The sequence below is a fragment of the Streptomyces cellostaticus genome (genome assembly GCF_023630175.1).
In the GTDB taxonomy this organism is placed as follows: Bacteria; Actinomycetota; Actinomycetes; order Streptomycetales; family Streptomycetaceae; genus Streptomyces; species Streptomyces cellostaticus_A.
Map to the genome: position 1 here is coordinate 1 of NZ_JALLIN010000001.1, position 19,483 is coordinate 19,483.

The following is a 19,483-nucleotide window of genomic DNA, read 5'->3' on the forward strand; positions in this document are numbered from 1 at the left end:
GCATCCCGATCGTCACCCTGCTCGACGTGCCCGGCTTCCTCCCGGGCGTCGGGCAGGAGCACGGCGGCATCATCCGGCACGGCGCGAAGCTCCTGTACGCCTACTGCGACGCCACCGTGCCGCGGATCTCGCTGATCCTGCGCAAGGCGTACGGAGGTGCGTACATCGTCATGGACTCCCAGTCGATCGGCGCCGACCTCACCTACGCCTGGCCCACCAACGAGATCGCCGTGATGGGCGCCGAGGGCGCGGCGGGCGTCATCTTCCGCCGCCAGATCGCCGAGGCCGACGACCCGGAGGCCCGACGGGCGGAGCTGGTCAAGGAGTACAAGGCCGAGCTGATGCACCCCTACTACGCGGCCGAGCGCGGCCTGGTCGACGACGTGATCGACCCCGCCGACACCCGCCACGTCCTGATCGGCGCCCTGGCGATGCTGCGCACCAAGCACGCCGAGCGCCCCGCCCGCAAGCACGGCAACCCGCCCCAGTGACGCAGGTCCTCCGACTGCCGCCCCCCTTCCGCGGGAGGGGGGTTCGATCCCTCTCGCCCCGAGGGGCGGGTTTCCCGGAATGGAGATCAGATGAGCGCGTCGTCCCCCACTCCCCCCATCCGCGTCGAGAAGGGCCAGGCCACCGACGAGGAGCTGGCCGCCCTCGCGGTCCTGCTGCTCAGCCGCACCGCCCTGGCCGGGGCCGGCACCGAGCCGGGCTCCCCGGGCACCACCTCCTGGCGTCCGCACGCCTACCACGCGCCGCACAGTTGGCAGCGTGCCTGAGCCGGCGGCCACCTCGTCCCCCGGCGGCCCGGTGCGCCCGGGCCGCACGGGCGCGCTCAGTCCCTGACGAGCTCGATGTCCTGCTGCCGGACGGCGTGGAAGTGGGGCACCGGCAGCAGGCCCACGGGCCGCAGCTCCAGAAGGGTGGCCTCGACATGCGCCGGACCGGCCCGGAGCGGCTCGGCGCCGGCCTTGCGCGACGCCCTGCCCGCGTGGCCGGCCGCGCGGGACGTCCGCCCGGCCCCGGCCGGCTTCTTCCCGCCCTTCCCGGTCGCCGTCCCGGTCGCCTTCCCGGCCCTGGACGACGTCTTCGCCGCCTCGGCCGCCGTCTCCACGGCCGTGCGCGTCTCCCGGCCGCTCCCGAGCGCCCGCGGGCCGGCCTTGCCGCTGTTCGACCAGCGGTGGTCCGCGCCGTCGCAGACGGCACTGGTGCCGCCGACGGCGTACTTGACGCCGGGGTCGGTCCGGGTGACCGAGGAGCTGACGAACACCGGTCCGCTGCTGCCGACGCAGCGATAGGTGCCGGAGAGGGTGATGGTGCCGTCGGCGGCGATCCGGCCGACGGAGTCGACGGTGAGGCGCTCGGTCGGGTCGGCGCCGGCGGCCGGCGTGGCGACGGCGCACAGCAGCGCGGCGGCGCCGAGGCCGGCGCCGAGGGCGGGGCGTACGGGCACGGGTGTACCTCCCGGTCACGGGGTGTGGGGGCTCCACTCGTACCGGGCGCTCCGGGGACCAGCCATGATCGTCACCCCATCGGTGGCGCGTCCCCCGGCAGCACCGCGAACCCGTCCAGCTCGACCAGCGCCCGCTCGTCCCACAGCCGCACGACCTCGACGACCGCCATCGCCGGGTAGTCCCGGCCCGCCGACTCCCGCCAGATCCGGCCCAGTCGACGGGCGTGGGCGCGGTAGCCGGCGACATCCGTGGTGTAGACGGTGACACGGGCGAGGTCGCCCGGGGTGCCGCCGGCCGCGCGCAGGGCGGTGAGCAGATTGGCGAGCGCCCGCTCGAACTGCTCGACCAGCGTGTCGCCGGTGACCTCGCCGTCCCCGTCGAGAGCGGTCTGGCCGGCCAGGAACACCAGCCGGGTGCCGGTCGCGACGACGGCGTGCGAGAAGCCCGTGGGCGGGGACAACTCGGGCGGATTGACGCGCTCGGTGCTCACCGGGCCTCCCTCTCGGAGCGGTCGGCGTACAGTTCCTTGGCGATGATGCCCCGCTGCACCTCGCTGGCGCCCTCGTAGATCCGCGGCGCGCGCACCTCGCGGTAGAGGTGTTCCAGCAGGTGGCCGCGGCGCAGCGCGCGGGCGCCATGCAGTTGGACGGCGGTGTCGACGACGTACTGCGCGGTCTCGGTGGCCAGCAGTTTGGCCATCGCGGCCCGCCCCGGCACATCGGCGGCGCCCTCGTCGTACGCCGTCGCCGCCGCGTACACCATCAGCCGGGCGGCCTCGGTGCGCAGGGCCATCTCGGCGACCTGGTGGGAGACCGCCTGCAGGTCCCGCAGCCTGCCGCCGAAGGCCTCGCGTGCGGCGGTGTGTTCGAGCGTGGCGTCGAGCGCCGCCTGGGCCATGCCCACGGCGAAGGCGCCGACGCTGGGCCGGAAGAGGTTGAGGGTGCCCATGGCGACGGCGAAGCCTCGGTCGGGCTCGCCCAGCACGTCGTCCGCGGTGACGGGGACGGCGTCCAGGTGCAGGGCGCCGATCGGGTGCGGGGACAGCATCTCCAGCGCGGAACCGGTGAGGCCGGGCCGGTCGGCGGGGAGCAGGAAGGCGGTGACCCCGCGGGCTCTGGCGCCGGGCGTGGTGCGGGCGAAGACGGTGTAGAAGTCGGCCTCGGGGGCGTTGGAGATCCAGCACTTCTCACCGGTGAGCCGCCAGCCCGAGCCGCGGTCCGGTTCGGCCGTGAGGGCCAGGGCGGCCGCGTCGGAGCCGGCCCCGGGCTCGCTCAGCGCGAACGCGGCCACCACGCCGCCCTCGGCCACGCCGGGCAGCCAGCGCTCGCGCTGCGCGGCGGTGCCGTGGGCGTGCACCGGGTGGGCGCCCAGGCCCTGGAGGGCCAGGGCGGTCTCGGCCGCGGTGCAGGCCTGCGCCAGCGACTCGCGCATCAGGCACAGGTCCAGGGCGCCGGAGGTGAACAGGCGGGCGAGCAGGCCGAGTCGGCCGAGTTCGGCGAGGAGGGCCCGGTCGACCCGGCCCGGCACCCCCTTGCCGGCGATCGGGCGCAGCCGTTCGGCGGCCAGGGTGCGCAGCTCGGCGCGCCAGGCGGTCCGCTCCGGTCCGAGTGAGAATGCGGGCACTGCCGGTCCTCCCTCCGGGGCGGGCCGGCGATGACCCTCCCGTCTTCCCGTGACGGTATCGCGGACAGTTGACTGTCGTCACCAACACGATACGCTCCAGATGCGAGCGCAGTCAGGACGCCCGTCTCGAGGCCGTCAGGCAAGGGGGCGCACCGCCATGAACGTCTCCGCCCACGTCGACACCTTCACGCGCGACCGTCTTCCGCCGCCGGACGAGTGGCCCGAGCTGCGCTTCGACCTGGCGGAGCTGCGCTATCCCGAACGGCTCAACTGCGCCGCCGAACTGCTCGGCCGCGGCGCCCCGGACCGGCCGGTCTTCCACACCCCGGACGGCCCCCCGTGGACGTACGGCGCCCTGCGCGCCCGCGTCGACCGGATCGCCCATGTCCTCACCCGCGAACTGGGCGTCGTCCCCGGCAACCGGGTCCTGCTGCGCGGGCCGACCACGCCCTGGCTCGCCGCGTGCTGGCTCGCGGTGCTGAAGGCCGGCGCGGTGGCGGTCACGGTGCTGGCCCAGCAGCGGCCGCACGAGCTGGCCACGATGTGCGAGATCGCCCGGGTCCGGCATGCGCTGTGCGACATACGGTCCGTGGACGACCTGGTCAAGGCCGGCATACCGGACCTGCGCGTCCTCACCTACGGCGGCGAGGGGTCCGACGACCTGCTGCGCCGTCCGGCGCCGGACACGCCCTTCCCGGCGGTCGGCACCGCCGCCGACGACGTCGCCCTGATCGCCTTCACCTCGGGCACCACGGGCCGCCCGAAGGGGTGCATGCACTTCCACCGGGACGTACTGGCCGTCGCCGACACCTTCTCGGCGCATGTGCTGCGCCCGCGGCCCGACGACGTGTTCACCGGCAGTCCGCCGCTCGGATTCACGTTCGGGCTGGGCGGCCTGGTCATCTTCCCCATGCGGGCGGGCGCCAGCGCGCTGCTCCTCGAACAGGCGGGACCGCGCCAGTTGCTGCCGGCCATCGCCGGGCACCGGGTCTCGGTGCTGTTCACCGCGCCCACCGCGTACCGCGCGATGCTCGAGACACTGGACGGCCACGACGTCTCGTCGCTGCGGCGCTGCGTGTCGGCCGGCGAGAACCTGCCCGCGGCCACCTGGCGGGCGTGGCACGAGCGCACGGGGCTGCGCATCATCAACGGCATCGGCGCCACCGAGCTGCTGCACATCTTCGTCTCCGCCGCCGACGAGCGGATCAGACCCGGCACCACGGGGGTCCCGGTCCCGGGCTGGCAGGCGCGGGTCCAGGACGCGGACGGCGAGCCGGTGCCGGACGGCGAGCCGGGGCTGCTGGCCGTGCGCGGCCCGGTCGGCTGCCGCTATCTCGCGGACCCGCGGCAGCGGGAGTACGTGCGCGGCGGCTGGAACGTCACCGGCGACACCTACGTGCGCGAGAGCGACGGCTACTTCCGTTATGTGGCCCGCGCGGACGACATGATCATCTCGGCCGGGTACAACATCGCGGGCCCGGAGGTGGAGGACGCCCTGCTGCGCCACCCCGACGTGGTCGAGGCGGCGGTGGTCGGCCACCCCGACGAGGCGCGCGGCCAGGTGGCGGTCGCCTACACGGTGCTGCGGGACGGGGCGCCACGCGACCCCGAGCCGCTGCGCGCCTTCCTCAAGTCGGAGCTGGCACCGTACAAGTGCCCACGCGAGTTCGTCTTCCTCGACGCGCTCCCCCGCACGGCCACCGGCAAGCTGCAGCGGTTCCGGCTGCGCGACGCCGGTGACCGGTCGTGACGCCGACGACCTAAAATGATCAACGTGTCCGAGCAGCACGCACCCAGGTCCCTCATCGTCACGCTGTACGGCGCGTACGGCCGCTTCATGCCCGGCCCGGTGCCCGTCGCCGAGCTGATCCGGCTCCTGGCGGCGGTCGGGGTCGACGCGCCCGCCGTCCGTTCCTCGGTGTCCCGGCTCAAACGCCGCGGACTGCTGCTGCCCGCCCGCACCCGGGCCGGCGCGGCCGGGTACGAACTGTCGGCCGAGGCACGCCAGTTGCTGGAGGACGGGGACCGACGCATCTACGCGACCGCTCCCCCCGCGGACGAGGGCTGGGTCCTCGCGGTGTTCTCCGTGCCCGAGTCGGAGCGGCAGAAGCGGCACGTCCTGCGCTCCCGGCTGGCCGGACTGGGCTTCGGCACGGCGGCACCCGGGGTGTGGGTCGCCCCGGCCCGCCTGTACGAGGAGACCCGGCACACCCTGCGCCGCCTGGCCCTCGACCCGTACGTCGACCTCTTCCGCGGTGAGCACCTCGGTTTCGCCGCCACCCCGGAGGCCGTCACCCGCTGGTGGGACCTGACGGCGATCGCCAAGGCGCACGAGGGCTTCCTGGACGTCCACGCGCCCGTCCTGCACGCCTGGGAGCGGCGCACCGACACCCCGCCGCAGGAGGCCTACCGGGACTATCTGACGGCCCTGGACTCCTGGCGGCACCTGCCCTACACCGACCCGGGCCTGCCCGCCCGGCTGCTGCCCGCGGACTGGCCCGGGGTGCGCTCGGCGCAGGTCTTCCGGGGGCTGCACGAGCGGCTGCGCGACGCGGGGGCGGAGTTCGCCGGCCTGCCCGCCGGCCGCTGAGCCCCTGCCTCACCCCGCCCCGGCCCGCGGGCCCCCGCCCGGTGTGCCCGGTTCGGGGGTCCGTCAGCGTCCGCCGAGCGACAGCCGGGGTTTCGGCGCGTCCGTACGGCCGGTCCGCGGTCGCCTGCTGCCCGCCAGGTAGGGCTCGGGCCAGACCACGCCGGGCCCCTCGTACCCCTGCTCGGCGGCCGCGTGCAGCGTCCAGTGCGGGTCGTACAGATGCGGCCGGCCCAGCGCGCACAGGTCCGTGCGCCCCGCCAGGATCAGGGAGTTGACGTCGTCCCAGGAGGAGATCGCGCCGACCGCGATCACCGGGACCCGGGCCTCGTGCCGGATGCGGTCGGCGAACGGCGTCTGGTACGACCGGCCGAACTCCGGCCGCTCCTCGGCCACCACCTGCCCGGTGGAGACGTCGATCGCGTCGGCGCCGTGCGCCGCGAAGGCCCGGGCGATCCCGACCGCGTCCTCGGCGCCGGTGCCGCCCTCGGCCCAGTCGGTGGCGGAGATCCGCACGGTCATGGGCCGTTCGTCCGGCCACACCGCGCGCACGGCGTCGAAGACCTCCAGGGGGAACCTCAGCCGGTTCTCCGGCGAGCCGCCGTAGGCGTCGGTGCGGTGGTTGGTGAGCGGGGAGAGGAAGCCGGAGAGCAGATAGCCGTGGGCACAGTGCAGTTCGAGCAGGTCGAAGCCGGCCCGCGCGGCCCGCCCCGCGGCCGCGGCGAACTGCTCGCGGATGTCGGTGAGCTGGGCGCGGGTGAGGCCCCGCGGGGTCTGGCTGCCCGGCTTGTAGGGCAGCGGGGAGGCGGCCACCAGCGGCCAGTTTCCGTCGGGCAGCGGTTCGTCCATGCCCTCCCACATCAGCCGGGTGGAGCCCTTGCGGCCGCTGTGGCCGAGCTGGACGCCGATCGCGGTGCCCGGTGCCCGCTGGTGCACGAAGTCGGTGATCCGCCGCCACGCCTCGGCCTGCCGGCCGGTGTAGAGGCCGGCGCAGCCCGGGGTGATCCGGCCCCGCTCGCTCACGCACACCATCTCGGTCATCACCAGGCCGGCCCCGCCGAGCGCGCGGGCGCCCAGGTGGACCAGGTGGAAGTCGCCGGGCACGCCGTCGTCGGCCGAGTACATGTCCATGGGCGACACGACGACCCGGTTGCGCAGCGTCAGCCCGCGCAGCCGGAACGGGGTGAACATGGGGGGCGTGCCCGGCGGGCAGCCGAACTCGCGCTCGACGGCCCCGGTGAAGTGCGGGTCGCGCAGCCGGAGGTTGTCGTGGGTGACCCGGCGGCTGCGGGTGAGCAGGTCGAAGGCGAACTGGCGGGGCGGGCCGCCGACGTGGCGGTCCAGGTCCTCGAACCACTCCAGGCTGGCCCGGGCGGCCCGCTGGGTGGAGGCGACGACGGGTTTGCGCTCCTCCTCGTAGGCGGCCAGCGCGCTGGGCACGTCGGGCTGCTCCGCGACGCAGGCGGCCAGCGCCAGGGCGTCCTCCACGGCGAGCTTGGTGCCGGAACCGATGGAGAAGTGGGCGGTGTGGGCGGCGTCGCCGAGGAGGACGACGTTGCCGTCGGACCAGCGCTCGTTGACCACCGTGCGGAAGGTCGTCCACGCCGAGTCGTTGGAGCGCAGCGGCCTGCCGCCGAGGGCGTCGGCGAAGACCTTGGCACAGCGCTCGACGGACTCCGGCGGCTCGGCCTCGTCGAATCCGGCCGCCCGCCAGACCTCCTCGCGCATCTCGACGATCACCGTGGAGGCACCGGCCGCGTACGGGTAGGCGTGCAGTTGCATCACGCCGTGCTCGGTCTCGGCGATCTCGAAGCGGAAGGCGTCGAGGGCGAAGTCCGCCGCGAGCCAGATGTAGCGGCAGCGGTGGGCGGTCACCCGGGGCCGGAACACGTGGGCGGCGGCGTCACGGGTGGCGCTGTGGACTCCGTCGGCGGCGACGACCAGGTCGTACTCCCCGGCGAGCCGGGCGGCCGGCGGGGCCCCGGTGCGGAAGCGGAGGTCCACGCCCAGGGAGCGGCAGCGCCCGTGCAGGATCTCCAGCAGCCGCCGCCTGCCCAGCGCGGCGAAGCCGTGCCCGCCGGAGGTGTGGCGGACACCCCGGTGCACGATGTCGATGTCGTCCCAGCGGACGAAGTCGCGCCGCAGGGCCTCGTGGACCACCGGGTCGGCGTGCTCGATGCCGCCCAGGGTCTCGTCGGAGAGGACCACGCCGAAGCCGAAGGTCTCGTCGGGGGCGTTGCGCTCCCATACGGTGATCTCCCGCGCGGGATCGAGCCGTTTGAGCAGCGCGGCCGCGTACAGGCCCCCGGGGCCTCCACCGGTGATCGCCACGCGCAGGGGGCGGCCGGCCATCCCGGCTACCTCCCCCGCCACTTCGGCGGCCGCTTCTCCCGGAAGGCCGCGTGGAACTCCGCGTAGTCCTCGCCGTTCATCAGCAGGGCCTGGGTCGAGGCGTCCAGCTCGATCGACGCGGCCAGCGGCATGTCCAGCTCGGCCGTGAGCAGGGCCTTGGTCTGGGCGTACGCCAGGGCGGGGCCGTCGGCGAGGCGGCGGGCCAGGTCCAGCGCCGTCCGGTCCGTGTGGCCCTCCTCGGCCGGCACGCTGATCAGGCCGATCCGCTCCGCCTCCGCCGCGCGCACCGGCTCGCCGAGCATCAGCAGCCGGGTGGCGTGGCCGAGGCCGACGACGCGGGGCAGCAGATAGGCCGCGCCCATGTCGCCGCCGGAGAGGCCGACGCGGGTGAAGAGGAAGGCGAACCGGGCCGAGGGGTCCGCGACGCGGAAGTCGGCCGCCAGGGCGAGCACGGCGCCGGCACCCGCCGCCACGCCGTGCACGGCGGCGACCACCGGGAAGGGGCACTCCCGGATCGCCCGGACCACCTGCCCGGTCATCCGGTTGAAGTCCAGGAGCCGGGCGGTGTCCATGGACAGGGTGGCGCCGATGATCTCGTCCACGTCGCCGCCGGAGCAGAAGCCGCGGCCCTCGCCCGCCAGCACCAGGGCGCGGACCGACCGTTCCCGGGACAGCTCGGCGAGCAGGTCGCGCAGGTCCGCGTAGGCGCCGAAGGTGAGCGCGTTGAGCTTGTCGGGGCGGGCGAGGGTGACGGTGGCGACACCGTCGTCGAGCTGGACCCGCAGGTGCTCCCAGGTGGCGGTGCGGGCGGCGGAGCCGGTGAAGGGACTCATGACGTGCGGCCTCCTAGAGGGGGCGGTGCCTCACGCTGCTGCGGTGGTGCCTCACGATGCGGTCCCCACGAAGCTATCACCCGTTTGTGACTGTCGTCACGATGGCGCGACAAGATCTCCGGGTGACCCGGTCTCGTCACACCCGTCACCGGTCGTCCACAGCCGCGTAACAGTGGGCCCGGCGGGGCGAGGCGGGACGCCCCTGCGGGTAGGCCGCCGGTTGCGGGCGCAGCCGCGCCGCGCGGTGCCCGTCGACGGTCCTCGTGGCCGGGCCCGTACCATTTTCACGGTTGAAAGCAGGACAGCCTGCTCCATGAACGGACTCGCCTTGTACGAACGCCCCGCCGAATCGGCCTCCTGGCGCATCGCGCTGCCGCACACGACCGCGGCGGTGCCGGTGGCGCGTGCCCTGGTCCGGTCGGCCCTGGCGGAGGTGGAGCACACGGCCGACAGCGACACCGCCGAGCTGCTGACGGCGGAGCTGGTGGCCAACGCGGTGGAGCACACCGCCGGGCGCGGCCCGATCGAGCTGGTGGTGGAGCTGCGGCCGGGCGGCTGCCAGGTCGAGGTGCACGACCCGGACCCGGCGCCGCCCGGGCAGCTCACCCGTCCGGTGGTCGAGGAGCCCGACCTCTGGCAGGAGGGCGGGCGCGGCCTGCTGCTGATCCGCGCCCTCAGCTCGTCCTGCGGCCACCGCCCGACCGCTGCGGGCAAGGCGGTGTGGTTCAGACTGCCAGTGGTTCCCGCTCAGCGGCGTCCGGCATGACCTCGAAGGACCGGGCCGGCGCGGAGTGGCGGCGCCCGTAGGCGACGCAGACCGCGAGGAACACCGCGAACCGGATCCAGGTCCGCCGGCCGGTCCCGTACACCAGGGAAGTCGGCGCAGCGCCATCACCTGCGTGGACACCAGGACGCCCCGCTTCATGGCCGCCTTGACGACCACGAGCGCCACCCGTCGTGCTCCACGCCTTCGAAGTGGTGTCTCCGGCACGGGTTCCGCAGCGGTCGAACCGCGCTCGGAGTGTGGCGGTGCGGCGCGACGCGGCCCGGGACTGCCGGTCAGAACTCCGGACCGCGTCCCCGCGCGGGCCGGCTACCCGCATCCGGGCCCTGCCTCGACCACCTGAACGGGCGACCTCGCCTCCCGCCGGCCGCCGCTGCGGTGGGGCCGCCTCACCGCCACCGCCGTCCCGACACCGCCTCCCGCCTCGGTCCCTCCTTGTCCACGCCACAGGCGTGTGGGACGGTGGGCGCCATGACCAAGTACGTCGCACTGCTGCGCGGCATCAACGTCGGCGGCCACGCCAAGATCGCGATGAAGGATCTCCGCGAGCTGTTCGGCGAGATGGGGTTCGACGAGGTCCGGACGTACCTGCAGAGCGGGAACGTGGTGTTCGCCGACCCCGCGGGTGCCGCGCCCGGCGAACTGCGGGAGCGGATCGAGAAGCGCCTCTCCGACGGACTGGGCGTGCCGGCCGGCGTGCTGCTGCGCACCGGCGAGTCGCTGGCCCGGACGGTCGCCGCCAACCCGTACCGGGACCGCGAGGACGACCCGACCAAGCTGCACGTCACCTTCCTCGCCGAAAGGCCGACCGCCGAGCGGGCGGCCGCCCTGCAGACGCCCGCCGCAGAGACCGCCGAGTTCACCCTGGTCGGGGACGAGATCCACCTGCACGTGCCGGGCGGCTACGGGCGGACCAAGCTGAACAACGCGTTCATCGAGCGTCGGCTCGGCATGGCCGCCACGACCCGCAACTGGAAGTCCGTCAACGCCCTGCACGAGCTGGCGTCCTGAGGGGCGCCGAGGGAGACCGCGCGGCCCTGACTCGGCGTCACCATGGCGGACCGGTCCGCCGGAGGGTCAGCCCAGCAGGTTGATCGGGACGCTGTCGAAGCCCCGGTTACCCAGGCCCGGGTGGCGCACCGCCGGAGCGGTGGGCTCCACCTTCGGGAAGCGGGCCAGCAGCCGCCCGAACACCACCTCGGCCTGCAGGCGGGCCAAGTGCGCGCCCAGGCAGTGGTGGATGCCGGCCGCGAAGGAGAGGTGGCCGTTCTCCTTGCGCGCGACGTCGAAGGCGTCCGGGTCGTCGAAACGCTCCGGGTCATGGTTGGCGGCGCCGAGCATCATCATCACGCCCTGGCCGGGCTTGAGTTCGGTGCCCGCGAAGCTGTGCGGCTCCAGCACGGTGAACACGTCGAACTGGGACGGCGAGTCGAAGCGCAGCATCTCCTCGACCGCCGAGGGCAGCAGTCCGGGGTCCTCGGTGAGGCGCCGGCGTGACTCGGGGAAGCGGAACAGCGCGTCCAGCCCGTTGCCGATCAGGTTGGCGGTGGGCGTGTTGCCCGCGCCGAACAGCAGCAGCGCGGTGGCGATCATCTCGGTCCGGTCCAGCGCGTCGGCCGAGGTACTCGCGAGCCGGCTGAGCAGGTCATCCTGCGGGCGCTGCTGCTTCTCGGCGATGAGGCCGCCGAGGTAGGAAGCGAGGTGCGCCTGGGCGGCGACGCCGCGGTTGATCTCCGCGGGACCGGAGGCCGGTTCCATCAGCAGGCCCAACTCGTGGATGACCGGGACCAGTTCGGCTCGGTCGTCCTCCGGGATGCCGAGCAGGTCGCCGATGGTGCTGACAGGCAGCGGCATCGCCAGTTCGGTCATCAGGTCGGCGCCGGGCCGCGCCGCCAGCCGGTCGAGAAGGCCGTCGACGCGCCGGGTGACGCCGTCGCGCAGCGCCTCCACATGCCGGCCGGTGAAGGCAGAGCTGACGATCCGCCGCAGCCGGGTGTGCTGCGGCGGGTTGGTGAGGATCATGCTGTGCTGCATCAGCTCCATGACGCCGCGCAGGTCGTCCTTGGAGACGTCCTTGAGCTGGAGCTTCAGCCACTCGTCGCCCTTGCCGAGCGAGCGGTCGCGCAGCGCCGCGTTGCAGTCGACGTGCCGGCTGAGCACCAGGGTGCCGTCGCCGGTGAGCAGCGCGGGCGCGGTGTTGCGGAGCTGGTGGTAGAGGGGGTAGGGGTCCTCCACCGGCTGCATCATGATCGTGTAGAAGAGTTGTTCGGCTTCGGAGTCGGCGCGAGCAACGACGGGCTCCGCGGGGGGCCTGCCGGGCATGAGTTCTCCTTTCGCTGTTCCAGGGATGACGGATGCTCAGTTACTGGCGAGCTGTGCGCGCAGCTGGTGCTTGAGCACCTTCCCCATCACGCCGCGGGGCAGGGCGTCGACGAGCTGGAAGCGAGTCGGGATCTGGTGCGGTTCGAGCCGCTCGGCGAGCGCCGCCTGGACGGCGAGCAGGTCGCCGTCGGCGAGCACCAGGACGGCAGCCAGCTCGACCCGGTCGGCGCCGGCCACCGGCACGCCCAGCACGGCGGCCTGTTCGACGCCGGGGCACTCGTACAGCGCTGCCTCGGTGTGGATGGTGGAGACCAGCTTGCCGTCGACGGTGACGGCGTCGGCTGCCCGGTCGAACAGGTGGAGTTCGCCCTCGGCGTCCAGGTAGCCGAGGTCGCGGGTGCGGGTCCAGTCGTCGGTGAGTTGCTCGTCGCGCTCGGCGCCCTCCAGGAAGAGGCGCTTGGGCGCGCCGCAACGCAGCCAGATCTCGCCGATCTCACCGGTGGCGACGGGGTTGCCGTCGGCGTCGGCGACCAGCAGTTCGGAGCCCTCGCCGGGGCGGCCGACGCAGAACGGCCGGGACACGTCGAACGTGGCGGCGATCACCGCGGGCACCGCCTCGCGGGCCGCGTACACCGAGGTGACCTGGGCGTTGGGCATCATCCGCTTCAGCGCGGAGGCGATGGCCGGCGGCAGCGGGGCGGAAGCGGTGGCCAGCGTCTCGACGCAGGACAGGTCGTGGGTCTCGTGGATCTTCCCGGCGACCATCTGGATGCCGATCCACGGGGTGAACATGACCGAGACGATCTGGTGCTGCTCGATGAGTTCGCCCATGCGGTTGACGTCGTTGACCGGGCAGAGCACCAGGGTCGCCGGGTTGGTCAGCGCGATGGCCATGGTGGTGGCGCTGGAGGTGGTACCGAGCGGGATGGGGGCGAGCAGCGGCTTGGGCTTGCCGAGCTGCTTGAAGCCCTCGGGGCCGCGGCCGAAGGTCAGGTTGCCGTGCGGGGTGGCGATCGCCTTGGCCGGTCCGGTGGTCCCGGAGGTGTAGAGGATGTCGGCCAGGTCGTCGGGCCTCAGCTCGACCTTGATGGGGGTGGAGTCGCCGCTGTCGACCTCGTCGACGGTGGCGGCCCAGCCCTCGAAGCCCTCGGGCACCGTGACGTCATGGCCGCGGACCAGGCCGGTGACCTGGCACTGGGCGATCCGGCGGTTGAACTCGGCGGCGGAGATGTCCCTGTGCATGTGCACCGCGGTGGCTCCGGCGTTGACGATGCCGAGGTAGGCGATCGCGTAGTCGATCCAGTCGAGGCCGCCGAACAGCAGGGCGATCCGCTCGCCGCGGGTGGTGCCCCGGTCGAGCAGGCCACGCGCGACGGCGTTGGCCCTCTTGTACCACTCGCCGTAGCTGAGTGTCCGTTCGCCGTTGATGTTCACGACGATCTGGTCGGGATGGTTCTCTGCGCGCAGCCGGAGCAGGTCGGGAACAACCAGCGCGGGTGTGGCGACGGGCATGTGCATACCCCCAAGGCCCTGGGATTGTCGGCTGATCGACGCTACCCAGCGGGCCCGGCTGCCCGACGCACAGGATTGAGCAGCTGAGGGAATCGGTGGATCCGGCGGTGCGATGGTTCGGGGAACGCCGACACGGGCCCGCCGCGGCTGCGGCGGGCCCGTGGGCCGGGCGGGTCAGCCCTGGCTGATGCAGAACGGGTGGCCGGCCGGGTCCAGGAAGACCCGCCAGCGCTCGCCACCCGGCTGGGTCTCCGGCTTGGCGGCGCCGAGCTCCAGCACCCACTTCTCGGCGGCGTCCAGGTCCTCGGCGGAGAAGTCGAGGTGGAACTGCTGCGGAACGCTCTGGCCGGGCCACTGCGGAGCCTGGTAGTCGGCGACCTTCTGGAATCCCATGGCCGGGCCTCCGTTGCCGTCGAGGCCCGCGAAGTCGTCGGACTGGTAGGAGATCTTCAGACCCGTGAGCTCCGAGTAGAACTCGGCCAGCTCGGTCGGGCGAGAACAGTCGAGGGTGACACCGTAGTACTTGGTCAGTGCGGGCACGCCGTAACTCCTTCGGGGCGGGTACATGGAATCGGAGGTGGCCGAAAAACAGCGCACGACATCCGTCGACTCAGGTCGAGGACCGGCAAGTCGATAACGGCAGTATTTCAGAACCACCGTGGCCGCATAAGGAAATGTGCGAGACAAGCAATTCTCGCGTGGAAGGCTACTCGATGTGGTGCACTGCTGGGGCGACTCAGGACTCGGCGGTCCTCTCATTCGACTCGGCCGAAGCAGTTGAGGTGTGGCCCGCCGAAAGCCACGCGTGCTCTCCCGGCATCCGACCCGGGCTGCGCAGGTGCGACGACCGGTGGAGCGGTTCCCCCACAGCCAGGACGTCATGAAGGCCGGGACCCGGGTCACCCGAGCCGTCGCCCCACGGCGGCACTACCCCTGCAGCAGGGCCAGCAGTTCGGGGGTGTAGAGCTCGGAGACCGGGCGCACCCCGGCCACCGTGTCGAAGTACCGCTGGGTGAGGTCCTCGCTGGTGCCGACCGCTCGCAGCAGGGCCAGGCGCTTCTCGCGGGCGTCGGCCTGGGCGACCAGCAACGTGCCCTGGTACGGGGGGGTCAACTGCTGGAGCACTTCGGTGCCGTAGGCCTCCAGGGCGGCGGTCAGCCGGGCCTCGTCGTGCAGGCCGTCGGCGATCGCGTCGACGAGCAGCTCGGCCTGCAGGAAGGCATCGCCTATGCCGCGCGCGGTGATCGAGTCCTTGTGGTGGGCGGCGTCGCCGACCAGCGCCCAGCCGGGGCCCGACATCTCCCGGAAGTAGTTGCGCTGGTCGCCGGTGCCGCGCAGCCGTTCGGTCTGCTCGGCCCGCGCCATCTGCGCGAACAGAGCCGGGGCGTTGACCTTGACGCCCTCCCGGTAGGCGGCGAGGGCGTCGGTGCGGACCTCCTCGAAGCGGTCCTGCGGGAAGTACGCGGAGATCAGCACCGCGTCGTTGGTGGGGACGGCCGAGACCCAGCCGCGTTCGCCCTCGTACAGCTCGAAGTCGGTCTTCGGGCCGTCCCAGAAGGTGTAGTAGGCGCAGGTCAGCCGCGGGTGCTCGACGGTGGTGCGGGCGCCGGCCAGCTCGGCGACGGTGGAGCGCATGCCGTCGGCGCCGACCACCAGCCGGGCGCGTTCGACGGTGGGCCGACCGCCGGGGGTGGTGCAGCGCACGCCGACCACCCGGCCGCCCTCGACCAGCAGCTCGTTGACGCCGCAGCGGTCGCGGAACTCGACGCCGGCGGCCACCGCGCCCTCGACCAGGATCTCGTCCAGCAGGTGGCGGCGGGGGGCGTACGAGGCGTGCACCGTGCCGTTCGGGCCGGCGCAGCCGGCCAGGCGGACATCCTCGATCTCGTAGACGGTCCGGCCGAGCGGCGGGCAGCCCGTGGCCTTGACGGCGTCCAGCAGGCCCCAGCGCTCCAGGCGGGAGACGCCGGGCTGCTGGATGTACAGCGTGGAGAGGGTGTCGGTGCGGAACGGCGCACGGTCGAGCAGCAGGACTCGGTAGCCCTGCCGGGCGAAGAGCATGGCAGTCGGCCCCCCGGCACATCGCGCGCCCACCACGATCACGTCCCACTCCACGACGAGCCACCTCCCGCACCGGTCCGGGCACGCGCCGTCCGCGCTGCGCCCACTGCGGGTCCGACCGTACGCAGCCCGGGAGTTCGGGGCCGCCCACTTTTGAGCGTGCCCCGCGGCGACCGGTGGCTACGGGCGGATCAGCGGCAGGATCAGGTCGTCGACCACGGAGACCAGCAGTTCGTCGGGGACCGGCGAGGGATCACTCAGGAAACGCTGGACCAGCATGGCCGGGCCGATGCCGACCACCAGCGGGCTGATCGAGTCCTTGCGGACCTCGCCGCGTTCGGCGCCGCGTTCCAGGATCCGCCAGAACACGTCCTGGCGGGGGGCGACCACCCGGCCGATGACGATGCCCATGAACGGCCGGTCCCGGTCGATCTCGGCGAGCAGGCTCTGCACGGCGCGGCCGACCGGGGAGTTGAGCACCGTGGCCTTCTCCCGCATGAGCTCGATCAGGTCCTCGCGGACGCTGTCGCCCTCGGGGAGTTCGTCGGGTGACGGCAGCGTGTTGTCGAGGGCGTCGACCACCAGCTCGGCCTTGTTGGACCAGCGCCGGTAGATCGTGGCCTTGCCGGTGTGCGCGGTGGCGGCGACCGAGTCCATGGTCAGGCCCGCGTAGCCGACGTGGGCCAGGTGTTCGATCACGGCGGCGAAGATGGCTTGCTCGAGGGCCTTCCCCCGGCGCCGAATCGGCTTACCGGCGACCGCGGGTGACCGGGCGTCAGCTGCCATGGCTTCCCCCATCCGAGCGACGAGTGAACTCTTGCGTTCCCAATTTGTTGCACGGTAGGGTCCCAGTATAGAGAACTGCGTAGTACCTTATCGAAGATCGAGGGTGTCGATGACCGAGCTGGACACTTCCCCGCGGACGGCCTCAGCACCAAGGTCAGGGCACCTCATCGGCGTGGCTCTTGCCGTGATGGCCGTCGCGCAGCTCATGGCGGTGCTCGATGCGACCATCGTGGACGCCGTCCTGCCGCGGATCCAGAGCGCCGTCGGGTTTTCCACCGGGAACCTGTCCTGGGCGGTCGACGCCTGCACCCTCTCCTACGGCGGGCTGCTGCCGGCCGCGCGCGCCCTGCAGGGCTCCGGCGCCTCGGTGGACTCCCCCGCCGTGCTGTCTCTCGCCGGCGTGTCCGGCGCGGGGGCCGTGATCGGCCTGCTGGCCGGCAGTGTGCCGAGCCGGTACCTGAGCCGGCGCCGGATGTGCCGGCCTGTTCCTCTTCCTGACGGTCTTCACGCAGAGCGTGCTGCACCGCGGCCCGATCCAGGCCGGTCTCGCCTTCCTGCCGGTCGGAACGACCATCATGGTGACCGTCGGCGTGACCTCCAGGCCGATGGCCGGCCTGGGCCGGAGGATCCCGCCGGCGGCGGGCGTGGCGCTGGACGGCGCAGCGGTGGCCCGGCCGATGGTGCTGACGACCGGCACCGGGTACACCTCCGGGCCGCTCGGCCCGATGCCGGCGTCCGGCGTCGGCACCCGCATGTTGTCCATGCCGGTGACCATGCTCGGGGTCTCGGACGTCGACCCAGCCGAGCGCGGCGCCGCCTCCGGCATGCTCTGCGCGATGCGGCAGGTGGGCGGTCCGCTCGGCCGGTAGATCCTGGTCACGGTGTACGGCACGGCCACCCGCGACGCGAGCGGCGACCCGGCGCACGTGTCGGCCTCCGGCGTGTCGACGGCCTCCGGCACCGCCGTGCTCTTCGCCCCGGGCGCACTGATGGCCGCGGGTGCACTGGTCCGCAGCACCCCCGCGACGCCGGCCGCGCCCGAGGCGGACCTCGACGGGTCCGATCCCGTGGCCTGATCGGCAACGTCCTTCCGCTGCGATGAGCGCAATCGGAGCGGGACCCGGGGTGCCCGGCCGGCTACCGGTCGGCGAGTTCCTGGCGCAGGATCCGCTTGAGCACCTTTCCGGTGATGCCGCGCGGCAGCGACTCCCGCGCCTCGACCAGCACGGGCAGCTGGTGCGGCTCGAGCAGTTCGGCGAGGAAGGCGGGCAGTTCGCCGACGGCCGCCGGATCCTCCAGCACCACCACCGCGGCCGGGCCCGAGCCCGCGGCGACCACCGCCGCCTCGCGGACCGCCGGGTGCTCGTACAGCGCCGCTTCCACGGCCAGCGAGGAGACCCGCACCCCTGCGCCGCCGTCGAGCACATCGTCGCCGCGGTCGAACAGGTGCAGCCAACCCGCTTCGTCGAGGTGGCCGAGGTCGCCGGTGCGGATCCAGCCGTCGATCCGCACCTCGGCGTCACGCCGGGCGTCCAGGTAGTGGCGACCGGGCGCGGCGGAGCGCAGCTGAATCTCGCCGACCTCACCGAACGGCAGTCGGGCGCCCAGGGCGTCGGCGATCCGGACCCCGGTGCCGCGGGCGGCCCGGCCGAGGGTGCCGGGGCGGGCCGGGTCGAAGGTGTTGACGACGACCGCGGGGACGGCCTCGGACTGCGAGTACGCGGTGTTCAGCTCCGAGGCGGGGAAGAGTTTCAGCAGTCCGCGGCTGAGCGCGGGGGCCAGCGGGGCGGAGGCGATCGCCACCCGCTCGACGCAGCTGAGGTCGTAGCGTTCGCCGAGCCGGGCGGCCAGCATCCGCATCGCGATCCACGGGGTGATCATCACCGAGCCGATCCGGTGACGGCTGATCAGTTCGGCCATCCGCTCCACGTCGTCGACGGCGACCAGCACCAGCGCCGACGGCGAGGTGACCGCGATGATGGCCACCGTGGTGGCGCTGGAGGTGGTGCCCAGCGGCATCGGTGCGAGCAGCGGGGTCGGGTTCTCGAACTGCAGCAGGCCCTCGGGGCCGCGCCCGAAGGTGAGGTTGCCGTGCGGGTTGGTGAATGCCTTGGCCGGGCCGGTGGTGCCGGAGGTGTAGAGCACGTCGGCGATGTCCTCGGGGGCGAGCGGCACGTCGACCGGCGTCTCGTCGCCGCTGTCCAGTTCGGCGAGCTCGGCGGTCCAGCCCGAGAAGCTCGCGGGCGGGCGCAGCGGGCTGCTGTGGATCACCCCGGAGACCTGGCACTCCGCCAGTCGGCGTTCGATCTCGCGTTCGCCGAGCCGGTCGCTGAGGTGGACGGCGGTGGCGCCGACGCCGAGCACGGCGAGGTAGGCGATCGCGTAGCCGGTCCAGTCCATGCCGCCGTACAGCAGGCCGATCCGGCGGCCCTTGGTGACGCCGGCGGCGAGAAGGCCGTGGGCGGTGCGGTCGACCCGGCGCTGCCAGTCGCCGTAGTTCAGTGCGTCGGTTCCGTCGATGTTGAGTGCAATACGGTCCGGATACCGTTCGGCCCGCTGGCGCAGCAGATCGGTGACTCGGACCACGGTGCTCGCTCGTTCCATGTCGGCTCCTCGACCGCAGGGCTGGAAATCCCACGCTACGAAGCCGCTATCGCCTTATCTGCTCAGAATTGCGCGACTGCCGGGGTGCCTTGTGGCATATCGTCGAGAGGTTGGCGAACCAGTAGGAATTTTTTCGGACCGGCCGGAGAGAGCTGATCATGACTGAGATTGCTAATTCCGCGTGGGAGACTTCCTCATGGGAAGAATCCCACTATCTCGAGCCCGTCGACGGCCCGCCGCTTATCCGCGCCGATGTGAAGCGCGTCTTCCACGGCGATGTGGAGGGTACCGGCGAGGCGGTCCTGCTGTGCTGCCGCCCGGACGAGAAATCGGCCGGATACGTTTCCACCGAGCACATCGTCGCCACTGTGGCGGGACGTTCCGGCACCTTCGTGGTCCAGCACGGCGCGTCGATGGGCGACGACCGGCCGCAGACCCTCGGCTTCGTGGTCCCGAACTCCGGCACCGGCGGCCTGACCGGCCTCACCGGCACCTGTGTCTTCGGCCACGACGAGGAGGGGAAGGCGTACTTCCGCCTGGAGTACCGGCTGCCGTGAGACGACGCCGT

Annotated in this window: 20 protein-coding genes; 9 read left to right on the forward strand and 11 right to left on the reverse strand. The window is 73.0% G+C overall.

Annotated features, from left to right (window positions below; translation table 11 throughout):
* Positions 1-491 (forward strand): carboxyl transferase domain-containing protein (locus MXD57_RS00005; RefSeq protein ID WP_284504881.1); only part of this gene is annotated, 491 nt, incomplete at its 5' end.
* Between the two features lie 90 nt (positions 492-581).
* Positions 582-776 (forward strand): acyl-CoA carboxylase epsilon subunit, encoded by a 195-nt coding sequence (locus MXD57_RS00010; RefSeq protein WP_250399128.1) that lies wholly within the window; start codon positions 582-584, stop codon positions 774-776.
* 56 nt (positions 777-832) lie between these two features.
* Here the strand turns inward: MXD57_RS00010 and MXD57_RS31690 are convergent, their stop codons facing one another.
* From MXD57_RS31690 to MXD57_RS00030, 3 genes are all read right to left on the reverse strand, one after another.
* Entirely contained in the window at positions 833-1,450 is a 618-nt protein-coding gene (locus tag MXD57_RS31690) for a DUF6299 family protein (RefSeq protein ID WP_308290634.1), read from the reverse strand.
* Positions 1,451-1,521: 71 nt separating this feature from the next.
* Positions 1,522-1,941: a RidA family protein gene (locus MXD57_RS00025; protein ID WP_250399129.1), complete on the reverse strand. Its 420-nt coding sequence runs from the start codon at positions 1,939-1,941 to the stop codon at positions 1,522-1,524.
* Positions 1,938-3,074, reverse strand: a complete 1,137-nt coding sequence (locus tag MXD57_RS00030; RefSeq protein WP_250399130.1) for an acyl-CoA dehydrogenase family protein — start codon at positions 3,072-3,074, stop codon at positions 1,938-1,940. The genes MXD57_RS00025 and MXD57_RS00030 overlap by 4 nt, the downstream gene beginning before the upstream one ends.
* Positions 3,075-3,231: 157 nt before the next feature.
* On the opposite strand from MXD57_RS00030, the gene MXD57_RS00035 reads away from it, so the two are divergent.
* Together MXD57_RS00035 and MXD57_RS00040 are read left to right on the forward strand one after the other, a co-directional pair.
* The gene (locus tag MXD57_RS00035) at positions 3,232-4,824 is read left to right on the forward strand and encodes an AMP-binding protein (RefSeq protein ID WP_250399131.1); all 1,593 of its coding nucleotides are present in this window, start codon (positions 3,232-3,234) and stop codon (positions 4,822-4,824) included.
* 15 nt (positions 4,825-4,839) lie between these two features.
* The gene (locus tag MXD57_RS00040) at positions 4,840-5,664 is read left to right on the forward strand and encodes a PaaX family transcriptional regulator (protein WP_250399132.1); all 825 of its coding nucleotides are present in this window, start codon (positions 4,840-4,842) and stop codon (positions 5,662-5,664) included.
* Positions 5,665-5,727: 63 nt separating this feature from the next.
* On the opposite strand, the gene MXD57_RS00045 is transcribed toward MXD57_RS00040, so the two are convergent.
* On the reverse strand, positions 5,728-8,013 hold the full coding sequence (locus tag MXD57_RS00045; protein ID WP_250399133.1) for a bifunctional salicylyl-CoA 5-hydroxylase/oxidoreductase: 2,286 nt from the start codon (positions 8,011-8,013) through the stop codon (positions 5,728-5,730).
* 5 nt (positions 8,014-8,018) lie between these two features.
* A complete protein-coding gene (locus tag MXD57_RS00050) occupies positions 8,019-8,846 on the reverse strand; it encodes an enoyl-CoA hydratase family protein (RefSeq protein WP_250399134.1) in 828 nt (275 codons plus the stop codon).
* A 313-nt stretch (positions 8,847-9,159) separates the two neighbouring features.
* On the opposite strand from MXD57_RS00050, the gene MXD57_RS00055 reads away from it, so the two are divergent.
* Both MXD57_RS00055 and MXD57_RS00060 read left to right on the forward strand, forming a co-directional pair.
* Positions 9,160-9,612 carry an ATP-binding protein gene (locus tag MXD57_RS00055; RefSeq protein ID WP_250399135.1) on the forward strand — a complete coding sequence of 151 codons (453 nt, stop codon included), beginning with the start codon at positions 9,160-9,162 and terminating at the stop codon, positions 9,610-9,612.
* Positions 9,613-10,101: 489 nt separating this feature from the next.
* The gene (locus MXD57_RS00060; protein ID WP_250399136.1) at positions 10,102-10,641 is read left to right on the forward strand and encodes a DUF1697 domain-containing protein; all 540 of its coding nucleotides are present in this window, start codon (positions 10,102-10,104) and stop codon (positions 10,639-10,641) included.
* Positions 10,642-10,707: 66 nt separating this feature from the next.
* Here the strand turns inward: MXD57_RS00060 and MXD57_RS00065 are convergent, their stop codons facing one another.
* The 5 genes from MXD57_RS00065 to MXD57_RS00085 all read right to left on the reverse strand — a co-directional run bounded on the left by MXD57_RS00065 (position 10,708) and on the right by MXD57_RS00085 (position 16,224).
* Entirely contained in the window at positions 10,708-11,952 is a 1,245-nt protein-coding gene (locus tag MXD57_RS00065) for a cytochrome P450 (RefSeq protein WP_250399137.1), read from the reverse strand.
* 36 nt (positions 11,953-11,988) lie between these two features.
* Positions 11,989-13,464 (reverse strand): class I adenylate-forming enzyme family protein, encoded by a 1,476-nt coding sequence (locus tag MXD57_RS00070; RefSeq protein WP_250399138.1) that lies wholly within the window; start codon positions 13,462-13,464, stop codon positions 11,989-11,991.
* Between the two features lie 174 nt (positions 13,465-13,638).
* Complete coding sequence (locus tag MXD57_RS00075; RefSeq protein WP_374114631.1) at positions 13,639-14,031, reverse strand: VOC family protein; 393 nt, start codon at positions 14,029-14,031, stop codon at positions 13,639-13,641.
* 360 nt (positions 14,032-14,391) lie between these two features.
* Positions 14,392-15,579 carry an NAD(P)/FAD-dependent oxidoreductase gene (locus MXD57_RS00080; RefSeq protein ID WP_250399140.1) on the reverse strand — a complete coding sequence of 396 codons (1,188 nt, stop codon included), beginning with the start codon at positions 15,577-15,579 and terminating at the stop codon, positions 14,392-14,394.
* A gap of 126 nt (positions 15,580-15,705) precedes the next feature.
* Positions 15,706-16,224 (reverse strand): TetR/AcrR family transcriptional regulator, encoded by a 519-nt coding sequence (locus MXD57_RS00085; protein WP_250399141.1) that lies wholly within the window; start codon positions 16,222-16,224, stop codon positions 15,706-15,708.
* Positions 16,225-16,826: 602 nt separating this feature from the next.
* Between MXD57_RS00085 and MXD57_RS00090 the strand changes: the two genes are divergently transcribed.
* Both MXD57_RS00090 and MXD57_RS00095 read left to right on the forward strand, forming a co-directional pair.
* A complete protein-coding gene (locus tag MXD57_RS00090) occupies positions 16,827-17,180 on the forward strand; it encodes a hypothetical protein (protein ID WP_250399142.1) in 354 nt (117 codons plus the stop codon).
* 12 nt (positions 17,181-17,192) lie between these two features.
* On the forward strand, positions 17,193-17,387 hold the full coding sequence (locus MXD57_RS00095; protein ID WP_250399143.1) for a hypothetical protein: 195 nt from the start codon (positions 17,193-17,195) through the stop codon (positions 17,385-17,387).
* 61 nt (positions 17,388-17,448) lie between these two features.
* Here the strand turns inward: MXD57_RS00095 and MXD57_RS00100 are convergent, their stop codons facing one another.
* Positions 17,449-18,915 carry a class I adenylate-forming enzyme family protein gene (locus MXD57_RS00100; RefSeq protein WP_250399144.1) on the reverse strand — a complete coding sequence of 489 codons (1,467 nt, stop codon included), beginning with the start codon at positions 18,913-18,915 and terminating at the stop codon, positions 17,449-17,451.
* Positions 18,916-19,073: 158 nt separating this feature from the next.
* On the opposite strand from MXD57_RS00100, the gene MXD57_RS00105 reads away from it, so the two are divergent.
* Positions 19,074-19,472 (forward strand): DUF3224 domain-containing protein, encoded by a 399-nt coding sequence (locus MXD57_RS00105; RefSeq protein WP_250399145.1) that lies wholly within the window; start codon positions 19,074-19,076, stop codon positions 19,470-19,472.
* The last annotated feature ends 11 nt before the right edge of the window (positions 19,473-19,483 follow it).

What these genes read in the sequence shown, in the direction of transcription:
- MXD57_RS00010 (WP_250399128.1), top strand. Translation starts at nt 582, where the DNA reads ATGAGCGCGTCGTCCCCCACTCCCCCCATCCGCGTCGAGAAGGGCCAG.
- MXD57_RS00035 (WP_250399131.1), top strand. Translation starts at nt 3,232, where the DNA reads ATGAACGTCTCCGCCCACGTCGACACCTTCACGCGCGACCGTCTTCCG.
- MXD57_RS00040 (WP_250399132.1), top strand. Translation starts at nt 4,840, where the DNA reads ATGATCAACGTGTCCGAGCAGCACGCACCCAGGTCCCTCATCGTCACG.
- MXD57_RS00045 (WP_250399133.1), bottom strand. Translation starts at nt 8,013, where the DNA reads ATGGCCGGCCGCCCCCTGCGCGTGGCGATCACCGGTGGAGGCCCCGGG.
- MXD57_RS00050 (WP_250399134.1), bottom strand. Translation starts at nt 8,846, where the DNA reads ATGAGTCCCTTCACCGGCTCCGCCGCCCGCACCGCCACCTGGGAGCAC.
- MXD57_RS00055 (WP_250399135.1), top strand. Translation starts at nt 9,160, where the DNA reads ATGAACGGACTCGCCTTGTACGAACGCCCCGCCGAATCGGCCTCCTGG.
- MXD57_RS00060 (WP_250399136.1), top strand. Translation starts at nt 10,102, where the DNA reads ATGACCAAGTACGTCGCACTGCTGCGCGGCATCAACGTCGGCGGCCAC.
- MXD57_RS00065 (WP_250399137.1), bottom strand. Translation starts at nt 11,952, where the DNA reads ATGCCCGGCAGGCCCCCCGCGGAGCCCGTCGTTGCTCGCGCCGACTCC.
- MXD57_RS00070 (WP_250399138.1), bottom strand. Translation starts at nt 13,464, where the DNA reads ATGCCCGTCGCCACACCCGCGCTGGTTGTTCCCGACCTGCTCCGGCTG.
- MXD57_RS00075 (WP_374114631.1), bottom strand. Translation starts at nt 14,031, where the DNA reads ATGTACCCGCCCCGAAGGAGTTACGGCGTGCCCGCACTGACCAAGTAC.
- MXD57_RS00100 (WP_250399144.1), bottom strand. Translation starts at nt 18,915, where the DNA reads ATGGAACGAGCGAGCACCGTGGTCCGAGTCACCGATCTGCTGCGCCAG.
- MXD57_RS00105 (WP_250399145.1), top strand. Translation starts at nt 19,074, where the DNA reads ATGACTGAGATTGCTAATTCCGCGTGGGAGACTTCCTCATGGGAAGAA.